Origin of the sequence: Segatella buccae ATCC 33574 (assembly GCF_000184945.1) — a bacterium.
Classification (GTDB): Bacteria; Bacteroidota; Bacteroidia; order Bacteroidales; family Bacteroidaceae; genus Prevotella; species Prevotella buccae.
This window is the reverse complement of sequence record NZ_GL586311.1, coordinates 153,087-171,370: the sequence shown is the minus strand read 5'-3', so window position 1 is coordinate 171,370 and position 18,284 is coordinate 153,087. Positions and strand designations below refer to the sequence as shown.

13 protein-coding genes are annotated in these 18,284 nt (G+C 53.6%); 3 read left to right on the top strand and 10 right to left on the bottom strand.

The window, feature by feature from the left end; translation table 11 throughout:
- Nucleotides 1-22: 22 nt before the first annotated feature.
- The 3 genes from HMPREF6485_RS00685 to HMPREF6485_RS00675 all read left to right on the top strand — a co-directional run bounded on the left by HMPREF6485_RS00685 (nt 23) and on the right by HMPREF6485_RS00675 (nt 4,691).
- Complete coding sequence (locus HMPREF6485_RS00685) at nt 23-1,543, top strand: RagB/SusD family nutrient uptake outer membrane protein (RefSeq protein WP_004344041.1); 1,521 nt, start codon at nt 23-25, stop codon at nt 1,541-1,543.
- An 11-nt stretch (nt 1,544-1,554) separates the two neighbouring features.
- The gene (locus HMPREF6485_RS00680) at nt 1,555-3,099 is read left to right on the top strand and encodes a glycoside hydrolase family 30 protein (RefSeq protein ID WP_004344040.1); all 1,545 of its coding nucleotides are present in this window, start codon (nt 1,555-1,557) and stop codon (nt 3,097-3,099) included.
- A gap of 233 nt (nt 3,100-3,332) precedes the next feature.
- Entirely contained in the window at nt 3,333-4,691 is a 1,359-nt protein-coding gene (locus tag HMPREF6485_RS00675) for a DUF5121 domain-containing protein (protein ID WP_004344039.1), read from the top strand.
- Nucleotides 4,692-4,871: 180 nt separating this feature from the next.
- Here HMPREF6485_RS00675 and HMPREF6485_RS14075 read toward each other — a convergent pair whose 3' ends face one another.
- From HMPREF6485_RS14075 to trxA, 10 genes are all read right to left on the bottom strand, one after another.
- Nucleotides 4,872-5,018, bottom strand: coding sequence for a hypothetical protein (locus HMPREF6485_RS14075; RefSeq protein WP_004342396.1), 147 nt, complete (start codon nt 5,016-5,018; stop codon nt 4,872-4,874).
- A 65-nt stretch (nt 5,019-5,083) separates the two neighbouring features.
- The gene (locus HMPREF6485_RS00670; protein WP_044126165.1) at nt 5,084-5,575 is read right to left on the bottom strand and encodes a very short patch repair endonuclease; all 492 of its coding nucleotides are present in this window, start codon (nt 5,573-5,575) and stop codon (nt 5,084-5,086) included.
- Between the two features lie 237 nt (nt 5,576-5,812).
- Nucleotides 5,813-7,471: a fumarate hydratase gene (locus HMPREF6485_RS00665; RefSeq protein WP_044126163.1), complete on the bottom strand. Its 1,659-nt coding sequence runs from the start codon at nt 7,469-7,471 to the stop codon at nt 5,813-5,815.
- 275 nt (nt 7,472-7,746) lie between these two features.
- Nucleotides 7,747-10,656, bottom strand: a complete 2,910-nt coding sequence (locus tag HMPREF6485_RS00660; protein WP_004344035.1) for a M16 family metallopeptidase — start codon at nt 10,654-10,656, stop codon at nt 7,747-7,749.
- Nucleotides 10,657-10,783: 127 nt separating this feature from the next.
- The gene (locus HMPREF6485_RS00655; RefSeq protein ID WP_004344034.1) at nt 10,784-12,610 is read right to left on the bottom strand and encodes a DUF4954 family protein; all 1,827 of its coding nucleotides are present in this window, start codon (nt 12,608-12,610) and stop codon (nt 10,784-10,786) included.
- 48 nt (nt 12,611-12,658) lie between these two features.
- Nucleotides 12,659-13,909 carry a GTPase HflX gene (gene hflX, locus HMPREF6485_RS00650; protein WP_004344033.1) on the bottom strand — a complete coding sequence of 417 codons (1,251 nt, stop codon included), beginning with the start codon at nt 13,907-13,909 and terminating at the stop codon, nt 12,659-12,661.
- 785 nt (nt 13,910-14,694) lie between these two features.
- Nucleotides 14,695-15,021 carry a hypothetical protein gene (locus tag HMPREF6485_RS00645; protein WP_004344032.1) on the bottom strand — a complete coding sequence of 109 codons (327 nt, stop codon included), beginning with the start codon at nt 15,019-15,021 and terminating at the stop codon, nt 14,695-14,697.
- Between the two features lie 30 nt (nt 15,022-15,051).
- The gene (locus tag HMPREF6485_RS00640; protein WP_004344031.1) at nt 15,052-17,004 is read right to left on the bottom strand and encodes a glycoside hydrolase family 97 protein; all 1,953 of its coding nucleotides are present in this window, start codon (nt 17,002-17,004) and stop codon (nt 15,052-15,054) included.
- Nucleotides 17,005-17,084: 80 nt separating this feature from the next.
- A complete protein-coding gene (locus tag HMPREF6485_RS14450; protein ID WP_258575507.1) occupies nt 17,085-17,210 on the bottom strand; it encodes a hypothetical protein in 126 nt (41 codons plus the stop codon).
- Between the two features lie 158 nt (nt 17,211-17,368).
- Nucleotides 17,369-17,731, bottom strand: coding sequence for a thioredoxin (trxA, locus tag HMPREF6485_RS00630; RefSeq protein WP_004342406.1), 363 nt, complete (start codon nt 17,729-17,731; stop codon nt 17,369-17,371).
- Nucleotides 17,732-18,284: the final 553 nt, after the last annotated feature.

Below are 18,284 nucleotides of genomic sequence, written 5' to 3'. Positions count from 1 at the left end.
ATAATAATTAACGTATTACGACATGAGAACGAAATATATTAAATTCATGGTGACGGGAGTTGTGGCTGCGTCGTTGGCTGCCTGCTCCCTAGACACCGCCCCGATCTCCTCACCCTCCGAGCTGACTGAGGGTAGGCAAAACGACACGGTGACGGCCGTACTGAAAGATCGCGATGCGGCTGTCAGCCAGCGCACAGCTATCTATCAGTTGTTTAAAAACCGACAGGAGCACATGCATCTCGACTATGTGCTGTTGGGGGAATCGCATGCCGACAATGCCTATGCCGGCACTACCGGGCAGGAAACCATTCCGTTGGAGACCAATGCCCTTGACGCCGCTACCGGAACGCTGGCCCGTGACTGGAGCCGCTATCTGGAAGACATAGCCAAGGCCAATGTGCTCATCAATGGTGTGGAACAGCTGAAGGACAAGGGGCTGATCAGCGATGGCGACTACCGGCAATGGCGTGCCGAAGGGCAGATATTCCGTGCGTTGCTGATGTTCCGCATGGTTCGCATGTGGGGTTCGTTGCCGGTCATCACAAAGGTGGCGCAAACCATTACCTCCGGAAATATTAAAGAGGTTTATCCCACCTATTTCCCGCCGCGTTCCACCACGGAGGAGTGCTATAAGCAGATAATCAGCGACCTGGAATATGCAGAGCAGAATGCTCCCGGCATCTCCGGCACCGACCGCACCATCATGTCAAAGACTGTGGCGCAGGCTTTGCTTTGCAAAGTATATGCGGAAAAGGCCGTCCAAGACTACGACAAGGTGATAGCTTATGCCGAGAAAGTGAGCGACACACCCGGAGTGGTTCTTGAGGAAGACTTCTCCACCCTTTGGGGCTGGGACAACACCAAGAAAGACTGCGTGAAGCGCAACACCAGCGAAGGCATTCTCGAAGTGCAGTGGCTTCCGGGTGGCGGCAACTGGGAAAGCTGGATGTATGGCCGCAGTCTGGAGAACTACGACAACAGCTTTACGTGGGCCAAGTGGGTGACACCGTCGCGCGACCTTATCAAGGCCTATGAGGACGAAGGCGACACCACACGGTTGAACCAGACCGTGGTCTACTACAGTTGCACATGGAGCAACTACTATCCCGCCTCCCACTACGCTTTTATGTATAAGCTCCGCTCCGGCTACAATAACGAATACATAGTGCGCCTTGGTGACATTCTGCTGCTCGAAGCCGAGGCCTATGCTTCCAAAGGAGATGTGCAAAACAGTGCCCGGCTGGTGAATATGATTCGCAAACGTGCCAAGCTGAATGACCTTACCGCCGACCAAACCTCCACGAAGGAAAAGATGATGGAAGCCGTCTTGCACGAGCGTCGTCTGGAACTTGCCATGGAGGGCGAGCGCTGGTACGACCTCTGCCGCTACGGTAAGGTGGAAGAGGTGATGAATACGCTGAAGAACCGTGACTCGGGACGGTTGGCTTTGGCCCGCCCGTATGACGCTAACTCGTATTTGATGCCCATTCCGCAAACTGCGCTTGACGAGAATGAGAACTTGCGGCAGAACCCCGGTTATTAACTTATCATCTAATGAATATTTACATGAAAAAGAATAATATGTATATCACGACATTGCTTTTAGGCATTTGCTTGTCTTCCACCTTTACCGCTTGCGGCGTTGACAGCGGATTCGATACCCAGACACCGCAGGAAGATAATGCGGTGTTGCCCAATCCGGTGCCTGCTTCAGGTGAGGCGCGTATTTTCACGTCCACAGCCAACGGTTTCTCCATGCTCCGACAGGGGAGTGCCGCCTTGGTTGCAGGGCAGTCGATGGCGCCTACCACCATTCAGGTGGATCCGGCGAAAGAGTATCAGAGTATGGACGGCTTCGGCTTCGCCCTCACTTACTCCACTTGTTACAATCTGCTGAAGATGTCGCCGGAGGCCCGTGCTCATTTTCTCAAGCAGACTTATTCGGAGACGGAAGGCTACGGGGTGAGCTATGCCCGCATCTCTATCGGCTGCAATGACTTTTCGAGCACCGAATACTCGCTTTGCGACACGCAGGGACTTGAAAACTTCAAGCTCTACAGGGATGAGACCGACTATGTGATTCCCATCATCAAGGAGATTTTGGCCATCAATCCCAAGATGAAGATCATCGCCGCTCCTTGGACTTGCCCGAAATGGATGAAGGTAAAAGATCTGCAGTCCAAGGCTCCCTTTGATTCGTGGACTGACGGGCATCTGAACCCTGACTATCGCAAGACCTATGCCGAATACTTCGTCAAGTTTGTAGAGACCATGAAGGCCCAAGGTATTGATATCTATGCCGTGAGTCCGCAAAACGAACCTCTGAACAAGGCTAACTGTGCCTCTCTCTACATGCCTTGGGACGAGGAAGCACCGTTTGTCAAGGAGTTGGCGGCCGCTTTCAAGCAGAACAAGTTGACGACAAAAATCTATGTCTTCGACCACAACTACAATTACGATAACGACAAAACGCAAGAAGACTATCCCATCAAGGTGTATAACGCCTTGGGTAATAGTTTTGAAGGGTCTGAATTGGTGGTTGGCGCAGCCTATCATGACTATGGCGGCACCAATGTGGAATTGACCGACATCCACAATCAGGTCGGTGACAAGGAGTTGATTTTCTCCGAGAGCAGCATCGGAACGTGGAATAAGGGGCGCGACTTAAGCCAGCGTCTTGTGGCCGACATGAGGAATGTGACTCTGGGCACTGTCAATCAGTGGTGCAAGGCCGTGTTGGTGTGGAATCTCATGCTTGACGAGAAGATGGGGCCGAACCTCGACGGCGGTTGCCAAACCTGCTATGGGGCGGTGGACATCTTCAACAACTATCAGACATTGAAGTATAACTCCCACTATTACATCATCTGCCATATAGCCTCAGTGGTGCGTCCCGGTGCCAAGCGCATTGGCACAGCCCGGCGCAGCTATCAGGCCGGCAACCTTATTTATTCGGCTTTTCTCAATCCCGACGGCAGCAAGGCCGTGGTTGCGCTCAACGCGGGCGACACCGACATCAACGTCACCGTCAGCGACGGTAACAGCCACTTCGCTGTGACTGTTCCTGCCCAAGGGGTTGTCTCAACGACGTGGAAATAACTGAACTTTCGCAAGTTCAGAAGGAGTTAAAGGAGAAGTTCCTTGAGCGATAGCGAAAAAAGGAGTGAAAAGGAGTTAAGACAATAGTCTTTCTTCCTAATACAATGAAGTTGTCAATCAATAAGGCTGTTGTCTTTAACTCCTAATGAGCGAAGCGAGTGCTAACTCCCTTTAATTCCTCTAACTCCTAAAGTTGAGCTTGCGAAACTTAAAGAAATAATAAAACGCAAAGAATGATGAAACAGACAAGATATATTTCTGCAGCCCTCGTACTGTTGTCCGCACTGGCAGTGGCTTCCTGTAAGAACTTTGACTACGAGGAACTTGTGGCCGCAGGCAATCCTGTGGTCAAGGCTGCCACGGTGGGCAGTGCCGAAATGGGTGACAGCATCGATGTGAAGGTCACCTGTAATGACACCGAGGGGTACGACCTCTCGACGCTCAAGGCCGAGATGTGTTATAGCGGTGAAACGGTGAATGCCGTCACCGTGCGCACCAAGACACCGGGCGAATATGCACTCCGGCTGTATGTTCCTTTACTGCGCTTCATCCCCAATGGAAAGGCGCAGATTCGCTTGACGTTGCAGAACGTGACGACCAAGGCGACTGTTGAGAATGTAGATGTAGAGGTGACGCGTCCGCATTTTGCTGACTTGCAGTTTGTTTCTTCCGACAATGTTTCCTATCCCATGACCGAAGGTGATGACTATACCTACACTTGCAGTGTTACCGTCTCCGAAAACGCCTTCAAGGGATATTTCCGGACAGCCGACGGCAAGTACCGTTTCGGTGCGGGCGACAATGACATTGCCATCGGCGGTGCGGGGCTCCTTTCTTTTCAGAGCAATACGGTGGGGCGAGTTACGGTCACCTTCAACAGCCGTGACTTCACCTACGGACCTCAGGAGAAACTCACGGTGCAGCCCTTGCAGTTCCGCAACATAGAGGGACAGGACACCTTCACGGGCATCCTCACACAGGGAACTGTCTATAAGTTCATCGGCGATGAGGCTGTGCAGGGCAACGACTGGTATTACGATACCGACTTCTTCACCCGCAATGCCGACGGCACATTCACATTTAAAGCCTTGACCGGAACTTACACCATCAAGGCCGTGTTTGCCGAAAACGGCTTCCGCATCTTTGCCGGCGACACTAAGGATCCGGCCAAATTGAATGCTGACGGGACGGGGGCTGTTTGGATTATCGGTGATGCCATCTTCGGCAAACCAACCTTTGCCCACGCCCAAGGCTGGTGGACGGACACCGACCACGCCCTTTGCATGGCGCCTGTCGCCGACAAGATCTATCAAGTGACGCTCACCGTGGGCAAACAGCTCAAGGCCGGCAAGAGTGTCAACTTTAAGTTCTTCGGTCAGGCCGGTTGGGGTGTTGAGTTCAAGGGTACGGCCGGCAGTCATTGGCTCAGGACTACCAGCACCACATTCCTCATTGGCGATGGCAACGGTCACGACAATGGCAACATTTATTTGGCCGATGGCGCAGAACTTGTCGATGGCGAAACATACGTCCTGACCATTGACTGTTCAAAGGGCATGGTGCCCGCTACGCTTTCTGTTGAGAAGAAATAGTATTGATAGGTATTGGGTGGCAATGATGGCTGTGCTGTCATTGCCACCCTTTTTTTCATGCCCGGACCGTTGGTGGTGCTGTGTCTGCAAAGGGCTGTGATGGCGCTTCCTGCCCATGGCGGGGCTTCTGCCCGGCTTTGCAACTGCTGCCAACTGCCGTTTTGTTTTCCGATAGTCCTTTTATGAGTCTGCAGGTTGGCTGCCCCGTGTTTGGTGCATGGCCGTTGCACACTCCGTGCAGAGCCTTTGCACCACTTGTGCGGCAGCCATGCGCGGGCCGTGCAACAGCCATGCACCGGGACGGGAACGACTTGCCGATTTCCTCATGCTGGCTCGATGCTTCTCTCATGCAAGGTTATGGGAGAAGCGTTTACGGTGATGTTCCGGTCCGTTTATCGGGGATCCGGCTCTGCGGCGATGCAGGTTTTGGGTGTGATGGTAGGGTAGCGGATGCTGTGGTCTTGCAAGAATATGCGGTTGAGGGTGAAGGCGAGCGAGGCCAATGTGGCTTCCCGCTTTTGCGGTTTCAGTTCACATTCCCATACGACAATCACGTGCCAGCCCATGTCGGCTAACCTGCGCTGCTCCCGGATGTCCCGTTCTTGGTTTCTCTTTATTTTGTTTGCCCAAAAGTCGGTGTGGATTTGGGGAAGCTTGTAGTATCTGCAATCCGCGTGCCCATGCCAGAAACAGCCATGCACGAAGACACAGGTGCGGTATTTTCTCAGCACAAGATCGGGATGCCCCGGTAGTCGGGGATTGTTCAGACGGTAGCGGAAGCCTTGTCGCCAAAGGTATTTGCGCACGATGAGTTCGGGCTTCGTATTCTTCGAGTGAATGGAAGCCATGCACTTGTGGCGCTGTTGTGGTGTGAGTTTGTCCATTCCGTGTCGAGATTGCGTGAGGCGGTTGAAGGGCTGCTTCTCTTTGCAAATATAGTGCTTTTGTTCTGAAAAGTGAGCAAAATGCCGGACTTTTGCAAGTTTCCCAACTCTTTCCATGCTTTGCATGTGGTATATTGGCGAGCCCGGCGGCGCGTGTCAAAGGCGGGAAAAAGAAAGACCTCCATGCCGGATGTGCCCGCATGGAGGTCTCTGAGATGGAGTATGAGAGAAGGAGACTTACTTCTTCTCGCAGCTGCAAGGTGTCCAGGGTTTGAGCTGTTTGAAGAAATCGTTGCCCTTGTCGTCTACGAGGATGAAAGCCGGGAAGTCTTCTACGTCTATTTTCCAGATGGCTTCCATGCCGAGTTCGGGATATTCCACGCACTCGATACTCTTGATGGAGCTTTGCGACAGCACGGCAGCCACACCGCCGATGGTGCCCAGATAGAAGCCGCCATGCTTCTTGCAGGCATCGGTGACGGCTTGTGTGCGGTTGCCTTTGGCTATCATCACAAGACTGGCCCCGTGGTCTTGGAACTCGTCCACGTAGGGATCCATGCGGTTGGCCGTGGTCGGGCCCATCGATCCGCAGGCATAGCCCTTGGGTGTCTTGGCCGGTCCGGCATAGAGTATGGGGTGATCCTTGAAATATTGGGGCATATCTTCGCCGGCATCCAAGCGGGCCTTGAGTTTGGCATGAGCGATGTCGCGGGCCACGATGATGGTTCCTTTCAGGTTCACACGGGTGGAAACGGGATACTTTGTGAGTTCGGCCCGCACGGCATCGATGCCCTTGTCGAGGTCTATCTCAATGCCTTTGGAGCCTTCTCCCGGATTGCGGAATGCTTCGGGGATGAGTTCGGACGGATTCTCATCCATCTTTTCAAGCCAGATACCGTCGGCATTGATTTTGGCTTTAATATTGCGATCGGCCGAACAGCTCACACCCATGCCGATGGGGCAGCTGGCTCCGTGGCGCGGCAGGCGTACCACGCGGATGTCGTGTGCCAAGGCCTTGCCTCCAAACTGGGCACCGAGCCCTATCTTGTGGGCCTCGTCGAGCAGTTTGTTTTCAAGGTCGATGTCGCGGAAAGCGCGTCCGGTCTCGTCGCCGGTGGTGGGCAGGTTGTCGTAATATTTAATGGATGCGAGCTTCACGGTGAGCAGATTCTTCTCCGCCGACGTGCCGCCGATGACGAAAGCGATATGATAGGGAGGGCAGGCGGCAGTGCCAAGAGTCTTCATCTTTTCCACGAGGAAGGGAAGCAGTGTGCCTTCGTTCTGGATGGTGGCTTTGGTCATGGGGTAGAAGTAGGTCTTGTTGGCCGAGCCTCCGCCCTTGGCCACCATCACGAAACGGTATTCCGCACCCTCGGTAGCCTCAATGTCTATCTGGGCCGGGAGGTTGCATTTGGTGTTCACCTCGTCGTACATGTTGAGCGGTGCGTTCTGCGAGTAGCGCAGATTGTCCTCCGTGAAGGTGTTGTAGACACCCCGCGAGAGTGCTTCCTCGTCGTCGAAGCCCGTCCACACCTGCTGTCCTTTCTCGCCGTGGATGATGGCCGTTCCGGTGTCTTGGCAGAATGGCAGCACACCTTTCACGGCCGTTTCGGCGTTGCGGAGAAATTGCAGGGCTACATACTTGTCGTTTTCTGATGTTTCAGGGTCGGTGAGGATGGCGGCCACCTGCTTGTTGTGTTCGCGGCGGAGCATGAACTCCACGTCGTGGAAAGCCTGCTGGCTCAAGAGTGTCAGGGCTTCTTTGCTCACCTTGACAATCTGTTTGCCCTCAAATTCGGCAGTGCTCACCCCTTCTGTCGTGAGCAGACGATACTCTGTGTCGTCCTTACCCACTTGAAACATGGGGGCATACTTGAAATCTACATTGTTTGCCATAATTGTGTTCATTAAAAAAGCCTCACCTCTGCGCTTCGCCTCCCCTCCCTCTCAGGGAGGGGAAGAAAGTGCCTATTTGTTGAGATTGAAGCTCCTATTCATAATGTTAACTGTTTTGCTTCTCTTTATTTTAAATCTATCCGGTTGGCTTTGGCAATCTCCTTTCCACTCCATCTTCTTAACCGGAGTTGGTAACAGAGCTATTGCCACAAAGCTAATCACTCCTCTCTCCCCTCTGAGAGGGGGCGGGGGGAGGCTTTATTTATAGCCCTTCTTCAATATCCGAATATCTCTTCCGTACTTAGTTTCTTGATTTTTCCAATCTTCTCAAGTCCTTTCACGTCAATATTCTTCTCGTCGCCGAGGATGGCGAAGCGGTAGACCTTGTTGGCCATGTTCTGCTGTTCAAACTTCACGATGTCGCTGAGTTGCAGGGCAGGCAGTGCCTTGTAGATGGTGAGGCCTGTCGGTTCGGTGAGTCCGCGCTGCTTGACAAGGTTGAGATAGTTGAAAAGCACGTTCTCACGCGTGGTGCGCATGCTCTGCAAACTCTTGGTGAGGCTCTGTTTGGCAATGTTGAATGCGGCCTCACTTTGCGGGATCGTGTCGAGGATGCTGTTGAAAACGCGTATGCAGTCCATCATCTTGTCGTTTTGCGAGATGATGTGCGTGAAGTAAGTCTCGGGATGTTTCACGCGCGGATAGGCATTGTAGTTGGCGTATGCATTGTAGGCCAGACCGCGGGCTTCGCGCAATTCTTGGAAGACGATGGTGTTCATGCCCCCACCGAAGTATTCGTTGAAGAGCGACTTCACGGCCAATCCGTCTGTGGAGAACTGTTTATCCGTGTTGTGATATTGGCGCATATAGATGTTCTTGGCCTCGTAAGGGGCAAGAAGAATCTCATTCTCCGTCGGGTTGGCCTGCTCGGTGTATTCTTTGCCCACCGGTACGGGGGTGAGTTTCTTGGCAGTCTTGTGGTGCTTGGCCAACTGTTCGGAAAGCTCTTTCTCACTCATGGGGCCGAAGTAGAGCACCGTCTGCTGCATGTTGCGGAGTGCCTTCAGGCCATCTACCAGCTTCTGGGGATCCTGCTCGCGTAGTTGCTGTTCGCTGAGCACATTGCGTGCCGGATTGTAGGGACCGTAGACGGCATAGTTGCAGAGAGCCCTGAAGTTTGCCGTCTGATTCTTCTTCGTGTCGTTGCGTTCTTTCATGACGAGATCCACATACCCGGAGTAGCTCTCTTTGTCGGCCTTGGCATCCTGTAGCAGTTCTTCAAGTAAGGCGAGTGCTTGCGGCATGTTTTCGGAAAGTCCGTTGAGGGTCACGTAAGTGGCATTGTTGCCCACGCTCACACCATAGTTGCAGGCCAGCCGGTAGAAAGCCTGTTTCACTTCGGCCGCACTCTTTTTTGAGGTGCCTATATAATTAAGGTATTGTGCAGCGTAAGCCAGTGGCAGATTGTCTTCGTCGCCGAAGTCGTAGTAGAAGGTGAGATTGAAGAGCCCGTCGTCAGTGTTGTGCTTGTAGAGCAAGGGCAGCCCTTTGGAAGTTTTGGTGTCGTTGAGGTCTTTCTTGAAATCAAGGAATCGCGGTTGGATGGGATCCACCTTGGAGCTGACCACCTCGTTGAGGAACTTACTCGAAAGGTCTCTGTTGGCCGGGATGGCGGTGATAGCCGGTTTGTCGATTTTCTTTTGCGTCGAGTCCACACCCTGACGCTTGTACACAGCCACATAGTTGTTGCCCAAATGCTTGTTGGCAAAGGCCACGATTTGTGCTTTGGTGATACCCGCCATGCGCTTGAACCGGCCTACGACATCGAGCCAGTTCTGCCCGTTGATAAAGGCATCCTTCATCAGCTCCGTGCGCGAACGGTTGTTGAGCAGCGACTTGTAGTAGTTGAGCTTGAGGTTGTTCACCACCGATGGGAGAAGCTCGTCGGAGAAGTCACCTCTCTTCAGCTTTCCTATTTCGCCCAACATCAGGTCGCGCACTTCTTCAAGACTTTGCCCCTCTTTGGGCATTCCCTCAATGATAAACTCCCCATAATCGGCCAAAGGCTCGGCGTAGGCACCGGCTCCCAAGACTTTCATGGGCTGCTCGAGGTTGAGGTCGAAGAGGCCGGCCTTGCCGTTGGCGAGCATGTCGGCCACCACCTGCATGGTGTCGGCCTGCAGACTTGCGCCACCTTCAAACTTCCATCCCATCATCACGTTCTCCGCTTCCAGTCCCACGATAGTGGTGTCTGTCGGAGCTGTGAGATCGGCCACAGGCGCATATTCCGGTCGGGAGAGCGTTGTGCTTTTCTTCCAGCTGCCGAAATACTTGTCAATGATGTCCACCACCTGTTCCGGATCGAAGTCTCCGGCCATGCAGATGGCCACGTTGTTGGGCACGTAGTAGCGCTTGAAGTAGTTTTTGATGTTGACAATCGATGGGTTTTTCAAATGCTCCTGTGTGCCGATGGTGGTCTGTGTGCCGTATGGATGGGTGGGGAAGAGCTTCTTGTTGAATGCAGCCCACTCCTTGCGACCGTCACTGGCCAGTCCGATGTTGTACTCCTCGTACACGGCTTCAAGTTCGGTGTGGAAGCCGCGGATGACCATGTTCTTGAACCGGTCGCTCTGTATCTTCGCCCAGTTGTCTATCTCGTTGCTTGGAATGTCTTCCACGTAGCATGTCACATCGTTGGAAGTGTAGGCGTTGGTACCCTCGGCTCCGATACTGGCCATGAGTTTGTCATACTCATTGGGGATGTTGTAGCGGGCGGCCAACTGCGAAACGGAGTCTATCTCGTGGTAGGCCTGTTTGCGCTTGGCCGGGTCGGTGAGCTTGCGATATTGCTCGTAGCGCGCCTCTATTTCGTCGAGGAAAGGCTTTTCGGCGGCGTAGTCGGTGGTGCCGAATTGCTGCGTGCCCTTAAACATCAGGTGCTCCAGATAGTGGGCCAGACCTGTGGTCTCTGCCGGATCGTTGCGTGAGCCGGTGCGCACAGCGATGTAAGTCTGGATGCGCGGCTTCTCTTTGTTCACCGAGAGGTACACCTTCAGCCCGTTGGCGAGCGTGTAGACGCGTGTCTGCATCGGGTCGTCGGGCACGATTTCATACTTGTAGGTCTTGGTCTGCGCACTCATGCCGAGGGCAATGGCCAGCGAAGTTAAGATAAACTTTAGTCTCATCGTTATTTGATTTAAATTCCGTATGCTTGATTTTCGGGGCACGTTAAGGAGATTGAAAGGATGACGGGGAAGTTAAAGAAGCCGGTGCTTGCTTTGTCCTTTTGTCTCTTCCGGCTTTTGCGGGTATTCACCCTTGGAGTTTGTCAAGAAACCGGTTGAGTTCCTCTTCCTCCATATCACCGAGAGCAAACTCCCTCTCGGCGTCATATTTGATGGCGTTGATCCATTCTGTATGTGCCCGTTCGTATTCTCGGGCAATGCGTTCGGCATCCTCCTCCGTTAAGGTTTCGAGTCCGTAGTAGTCGATGGCGGCACGATAGGTCCATGCCCATTTGTAGTCTTCATATTTCCTGAAGGTCTCGGCGAAGCGGGCTTCAACCAGTTGCAGGTCGTTGAGAGCCCCCGAACAGAGGTCATCCACCATTTGTTGTTCTTCACTTTCAGGCATGAGTAGTCCGCTCAAGTCGCTCCATTCGCCCGTTCCGATGCTACTCTCAGGCAGTTCGATGGCATGTTGCCCAATCTCTTCTCCGAGGAAAAGTCGGATAGCCATGTCGTAATATTTGATGCCCCGCTGCAACGACTGGTTTCTGATGATGCAGCCCCCATACACGTAGGAAGCCATATTCTCACCCTGTTCGGCCCGCAGTGTCTCGAGTGTTCGCTTGCCTCGTATGCACTCCAGCACCGTGAAGGGACTCAGCCAGTCGAAGCACACCAAGCTCTCCCGACTCATGCAGGGGCGACGGTCCCGCCGCGGCCACTTATCCGTGTCGCGGTAAGTGCCCACGGTGGTGAGGTTGCGTCCCGGCACCAGATAGGTGGTGTCGCCCGCCCCGAAGATATAGGAAAACGGCAGGTTCTTCACCGCAGGGTGGGTCTGTATCTTGCCCATGCACATGGAGAAGGCCCCGATGGTGGCCGGCCATAGCAGGTGGGCCCCGCTGGCCGTCTTGGAACCGCGCTCCATCGTGCCCCAATGCACGGGGCCGAGCTTGTAGGCATGGTTGGAGAAGTTGGTGTTGGAACCGGCATTGTAGAAAGAGTATGCTCCGCCGATGAGCAGTGTGCTCTTGTGGTGGCTCACCGTGAACGGGCCACAGAAAGCCGCACAAGCCTCGCCGTTGTCGAGATAGCTGTTGGCAAAGAAGAGCGACGCTTCGGCCGATGCCCCCTTACCGATGTGGCAGGCCTCGCCCACGAAGCAGTTGTCTATCTTGGCCCCATCGAGAATGGAACTGCCGGCCTGCACCACGCTGTTGTCTATCATCACGTTGTGCCCCACGTAGGTGCCGGCATCGGCCGTGCCGAGGATGGAACACTCGGAGAGGCGGGTTGCTCCGCTTATCTCGCAGTCGTCGCTCACCACGACATTTACCATCTCGGTGGTGTTTACGATCTTCACCCGGTAGCCTATCTGCCCGCGCCGTGGCCTCGTGCTCTCTATGTGACTCTTGATGAGGGAGCGCAGCGCCGCTTGGAAATTCCTGTCGCCGGCATGGCGCACCATGAGTGCAGCCAACTGCGCACTGAGCCGACTGAAAATGACGGCATTGCCCGTGCCCGCCTCGTTGAGCACGGAAATCGTGTTGCCCTGTCCGAAGGTGGCATCGGCCGTGCTGCTCAACCGGCCGATGTTTGAGATGTAGCACTCCTCGCCTATGTCGTAGTTGCTGATGTAGTTGCCGACTCCTTCTATCAGGCAGTTGTCTCCGATGGTGACATCTTTGAGCACGGCGTTGCTGATGCCCGCGTGTCTGAAGAATCCTTCCTCTATCTCAATGCTTTTGTCAAACACCCCGAGGTTTATCTCGCCGTAGCAGCTCACATTTCTGATGTGTTCGGCCCGGAAGTCTTCGGGCACGTTGATGGTGGTCCAGTCTTCGGCCGAACAACCGTTCTGTTCAAGGATTTCGATTTCCTCTACACTCAAACTTCTATAGTCTTCTTGCATGGTAGCCGTCGTTTTATCTGTTTGTTAGGCTGTGGAATGGTACTCTTCTCATTCCTCCACCATCGGGTAGAGGAAGTCGTTGTAGGGATATTTCTGCACGTGCAGCTCCCGCACTTTCGTGTAGAGCGTGTTGCGGAACTCGTCGATATTCTCCTTTTCCCGCGCCGAGATGAAGAGGCAGTTCTCGTTGAGGCGTGCCATCCACGTGCGTTTCAGTTCGTCGAGGGTGATGTTTTCTTTGGTGGCCGGCGTGAGGTCGTCTTCCTCCTTCTCCACCCAAGTATAGTTGTCTATCTTGTTGAAGACTATCATTGAGGGCTTGTCGGCGCAGCCGAGTTCTCCGAGCGTGTTTTCGACCACCTTGATTTGCTCTTCAAAGTCGGGATGGGAGATGTCCACCACGTGGATCAGCAGGTCGGCTTCGCGCACCTCGTCGAGCGTCGACTTGAACGAATCCACGAGGTCGGTAGGCAACTTGCGTATGAACCCCACTGTGTCGGCCAGCAGAAAGGGCAGATTGTCTACCACTACTTTGCGCACCGTGGTGTCGAGCGTGGCGAAAAGCTTGTTCTCGGCAAACACCTCACTTTTGGCCAAAAGATTCATGATGGTCGACTTTCCCACATTGGTGTAGCCCACGAGCGCCACGCGAATCATGCGTCCGCGGTTTTTGCGCTGCGTCACCTTCTGCCGGTCTATCTCCACCAACCGCTGCTTGAGCAGACTCATGCGCTGCAAGATGATTCGGCGGTCCATCTCGAGCTGGGTCTCTCCCGGTCCGCGCAGGCCCACGCTGCCTTTTCCGCCGCCCGAACCCGAACCGCCCCCCTGACGCTCCAAGTGGGTCCACAGGCGTTGCAGGCGTGGCAGCATGTAGCGGTATTGCGCCAGTTCCACCTGTGTCTTGGCGTTGGCCGTCTGCGCCCGCATGGCAAAGATGTCGAGAATGAGCGACGTGCGGTCGAGGATTTTCACCTTCAGTTCGTTTTCGATGTTGCGCATCTGCTTGGCCGATAGTTCGTCATCGAATATCACCATGCCTATTTCCCGCTCTTCGTCCTCTTCTTGTTGGATATATTGCTTGATTTCTTCGAGCTTTCCCTTGCCCACGTATGTTGTCTGGTTGGGGCCTCCCACGCGCTGGGTGAATCGCTTCACGGTCACAGCCCCTGCCGTATCGGCCAGAAATTCGAGCTCGTCGAGATATTCATTTGTCTTGGCCTCGTTCTGCTCCTGCGTGATGAGTCCCACGAGAATGGCTGTTTCGGCCTTGACTTCGGAAATGACAAATTCTTTCATTAAAAGTGATATGTATTATTATAAGGTGCAAATTTACTTCAAAATGTGCATATCACAAAATAAAATGGTACTTTTCTCGCAAACGTTTACGTTGATTTTCGAGCAAAAGGGATCGCAATTTTGATTTAAATCAATTTAAATATCTATCTTTGCAATCGTCAAGAATGACCAAACTGATTTTCAAAAGATCATAACTACATAAGACACAAACTGCTGAAACATTCAAAAACAAGCGAAAAAGCCCGACGTGATGCCGGGCTTTTTTATTTTTATTCCAAGTATTGCAATTTTCATCTTTTAGGAGCTAAAGAAGTCGGAGGAAGCCGGCCCTTGCTTCACCCATAGAGAAATTGATGCGACAGCCTTGTTTCCAGACCGGCTTGTACTCACCGTTCGATTTCTCGCGCACAGCCTTTTACTTGTATAGCGCGAACTATTAAAACTTTCGAAAAAGCCTTACATGCCATTTCCCTGAGTCCATCTTTCCAGCCTGTGTCATCCGTCTCATTTGTCCCATCCGCCCCATCAATTTCCTAACTCGGCCCAAACGACATTGCGAAAGAGCCATACTTGGAAGCTCACTTGGCCCCTTTCGCAACGTCGTTTGGGCTGAATTACAACCCATTTCAGGATGGAAAAGCCCCCTTTCGATGGGTGGGTGGCCGTTGGGAGTTTTGGAGACTAAAAAAGGGAAACGCTCTCGCGCTTCCCTTGCTTATGCAAAGATACAGCTTTTTCCGGCCGAAACCAAATGCGTGATGAAAGATATTGACATCTGGCATGCTTCAGTCTTGAGCTCTGAGATATTTCCACCACCCGTATCGGGGGCGGTGGCACAGGTAGCTCTCGTCGCCCATGTGGGCGTAGGCCTCGCGCTCCAGCGAGATGTTGGTGTATGCCCGGCCTTTCATGGGCAGCCGGACAAGCCATTCGGCCACATACCACAGATAGAAGCCCACGATGCCCATTTCGAGCATCTGGGCCGTGTGGATGCGCTCATGCCGCAGGAGGGCGGCAGTGAGCGTGGTGCCCCTGCGGCAGAAGAGCAGCCCCAGAATGTTGATGGCATCATAGTTCTTGGGCGGCAGCAAGCGGTTGCGAATGATTCTCACGATGGTTTTCCTTCAGCGTTGGCAGTGGTTCTATTTTACTATTCTTGCTGTCCATCCCCCTCCGGGAGCGAGGTGTACGGTCAGTTTCTCGCCCGGGCGCAGGGTCTTTTCCGTGCGCTTGTAGTCGGTCGCCTCGCGGTCGGCGTTGATGCCGTCTTCAAAGACGACCGCCTTTGTCCCCACCTTGTGCAGCCGTGAGAGGTCGATGGTGATGTCTCGTGGCTGCCAGTCGCCCATTGCCGCCACCCACCACGTGTCGCCTTTGCGGCGGGCCATCACCACATAGTCGCCCATGCGGCCGTCGATGGCCACCGTTTCGTCCCACACAGTGGGCACAGCGGCAATGAAGTCGGTGCATGGTTGGTTTTTCATATACATTGTGGGTGAGTCGGCGAGCATCTGTAGCGGGGCGTGGAAGATGGTGTACATGGCCATCTGGTGCACTCGTGTGCCTTGGCTCATGGGGTGGTTGTTGTTGCCGAAAAACTGGTCGCGCGTGGCGTTGCTCATGGCTCCGGGCGTGTAGTCCAGCGGGCCGGGCAGCATACGCAGGTAGGGTATCGTGCAGTCATAGCGCGGCTGGTCGTGCAAGGGACCGTGGTCTGAGCGCGGTTCCCACTTCGAATTTTCCAGTCCTTTCACCCCCTCGAAGTTCAAAATATTGGGGTAAGCCAACTGCAAGCCCGACGGTTTCATGCCGTGATAGTCGAGCACGAGCCGGTGGCGGGCCGCACACTCGGCCACTTCGCAGGCCGACTCCATCACGCGTTGGTCGTCGCGGTCGAAGAAGTCTACCTTGAATCCCTTGATGCCCAGTTTGGCGTAATGCGCCATGACCTCCTCCATCTTCTCCGGCCCACGCTGCACGAGATTGCGCCACGACGACCACAAGATGATGCCCACGCCCTTGTCGGCCGCGTAGCCCACCAGTGCCGGGAGGTCGATGGCGATGGAGGTGTCGAGCAGGTCTTCGGGATTGCTCCATCCCTCGTCGATGATGATGTATTCAAGACCGTTGGCCGCCGCGAAGTCTATGTAGTATCGATAGGTGTCGGTGTTCATCCCGGCAGGGAAGTCCACCCCCGAGAGATTCCAGTTGTTCCACCAGTCCCAAGCCACTTTGCCCGGCTTGATCCACGCCGTGTCTTTCAGCCGGCTCTTGGGGCCGAGCTTTGTGGCGATGTCGCAGGTGAGCAGGTCGGTGTCGTGTGTGCTGATGGCCACCACCCGCCACGGGAAAAACTTCCTGCCGGTTACCCTCGCGATGTAGTCGGCGCGCTTGGTGGGCACGAGGTTCAGGCTCGCCTGTTTGTTCACGGCCTCTTCGAGCGGATAGGGGGCAAACTCGGCTACGAGCGAGTGCCCCTCGCCTTTTTTCAGAAACATGCCGGGATAGTCCAGCTGGTTGGCTTCCATGATGACGGCCCGTTTGCCTTCGGGCAGTGTCGCTGCGAGTGGCGTGATGGCCAGCGAGTCGGGGAACATCTCGGAAAGCCGCTGCTCGTCGTAGTAGGATTCAAACGAGTAGCAGTAGCGTTCGCCCGCCCGGTTGTCGTTCACGTAGGGTATGAAGGCCTCGTAGTCGGCTGCGAAGCGGAATTCCGCCCGCTCGTCCACTACGTTCACCTGCTTAGGTGTGATGTTCACGAAGCGGTAGCAGGCCGCCCCGTTGTAGGCACGAAACTCCACGTTGTAGTCGCCCGTGCACCGGAGTGTCATGCTGCGGCAGTCCTTGTCCTGCCCCGTCTTGGTGCCAACCACTTTCACGCCGGTGCCGTAGTGCTTGCCGTCGCTCATCGTCATACCGATGGCCGATGGCAGCAACACCTGCGTGCGGCCGTTGTCTACGGCCCATGTGAGGTTTTGACTGTCGTCGACGGTGACGACCGTTTGCCCGTCGGGCGAAGTGAGCGTGTAGGTTTTTCCCCATGCCCCGAGCGTTGTGAGGGCAAGGGACAGAATGGTCAGTGTCCGGATTTTCATATTTTTTGTTGTTTGGTTGTCGATATGCGTCTGGTGCAAAGATATAAATAATCCGGTAGAAAATCCCGCCAGAAGGTGGATTATTGCAGAGTTTCTTGTTTGTCGCCCTGCACCATGGGCATGGTGAGTTCCACATCTGCCGGCGTGTAGGTTTCCGCTTTAGGCTTGTCGGAGCCACCTGCCGCGAGGAATATCGGCAAGGTCAATGCCGGAAAATGTGATATTTCGATTTCATCATTGCTTGTTTTGTCTTGATGTGCCCGGATGGTTGAGGGCAACCGGGTTGAAATCTTGTGCCGTCATGCTCTGATGCTCTATTTTGGTGTGATATAAATGCCTTTAGAAAGTATTTCGTTCGACAGCATTACCCTTTCAGCAGAACACTCTCTATGGCTTGTTTGAATTGAGCTTTGCCCATGGCTCCTGAAGCCAGTTGTGGTGCTTCGTTCAGAGGAATGAACAGGAAGGTGGGGATGGACCGGATGCCAAACACGGCGGCCAACTCTTGTTCGGCTTCGGTGTCCACTTTGTAGAAGTCAACTTTTCCGCTATATTCTTCGGCCAATTCGTCCATGATAGGTGCCATCATCTTGCAGGGGCCACACCAGTTGGCATAAAAGTCTATTACGGTAGGCCTGTTTCCTAAAAACTTCCACGTTGTGGGATTGTTCTCGTAGTCGGCCACTCTCTTGAGGAAGTCACTCTTGGTCAGTTGCATTGTTTTCATACGCTTTTAATAGTTATATTCGTTATTATTATTTGTTGCTGTGTCTTTAGAAATATATTCCAATGGAAATTACACTTACAAAGATAAGAATAACGCTTTGAAATCTCCAAATTTAAGTACCGATACGAGCCTGCTTTTTAAGAAAATTAAGAGTGTTGAGGCTGCTTTTAACATCTTTATGCTAAACGGAGTTGCTTTTGCAGCGATAAGGGATGGTGGCTTTTGCTGTCAAATATCTTCCTGCCGGATTTGTATTTTCGACTTTTGTGTTGTATCTTTGCAGTAGCAAGGGAAGTGCGGGAGTGCCTCCCTTTTTTTAGTTTCCAATCCACAGCAAGCCCCCCAACCTCCTAAAAGGGGCTTTTTCACCTTGAAATGGGGGGGGCATCCGGCCCGAATGGCTTTGTGAAAGGGCCTCTTTCAGCTTCTGACTATGGCTCTTTTGCAATGTTGTTTGGGTCGAGTGGGAAAATTAATGGGGCGAATGGGATAAATGAGACGGATGGGATGGGCAGGAAAGATGGGGGTGGAAAAATGGCGTGTAAGGCTTTTT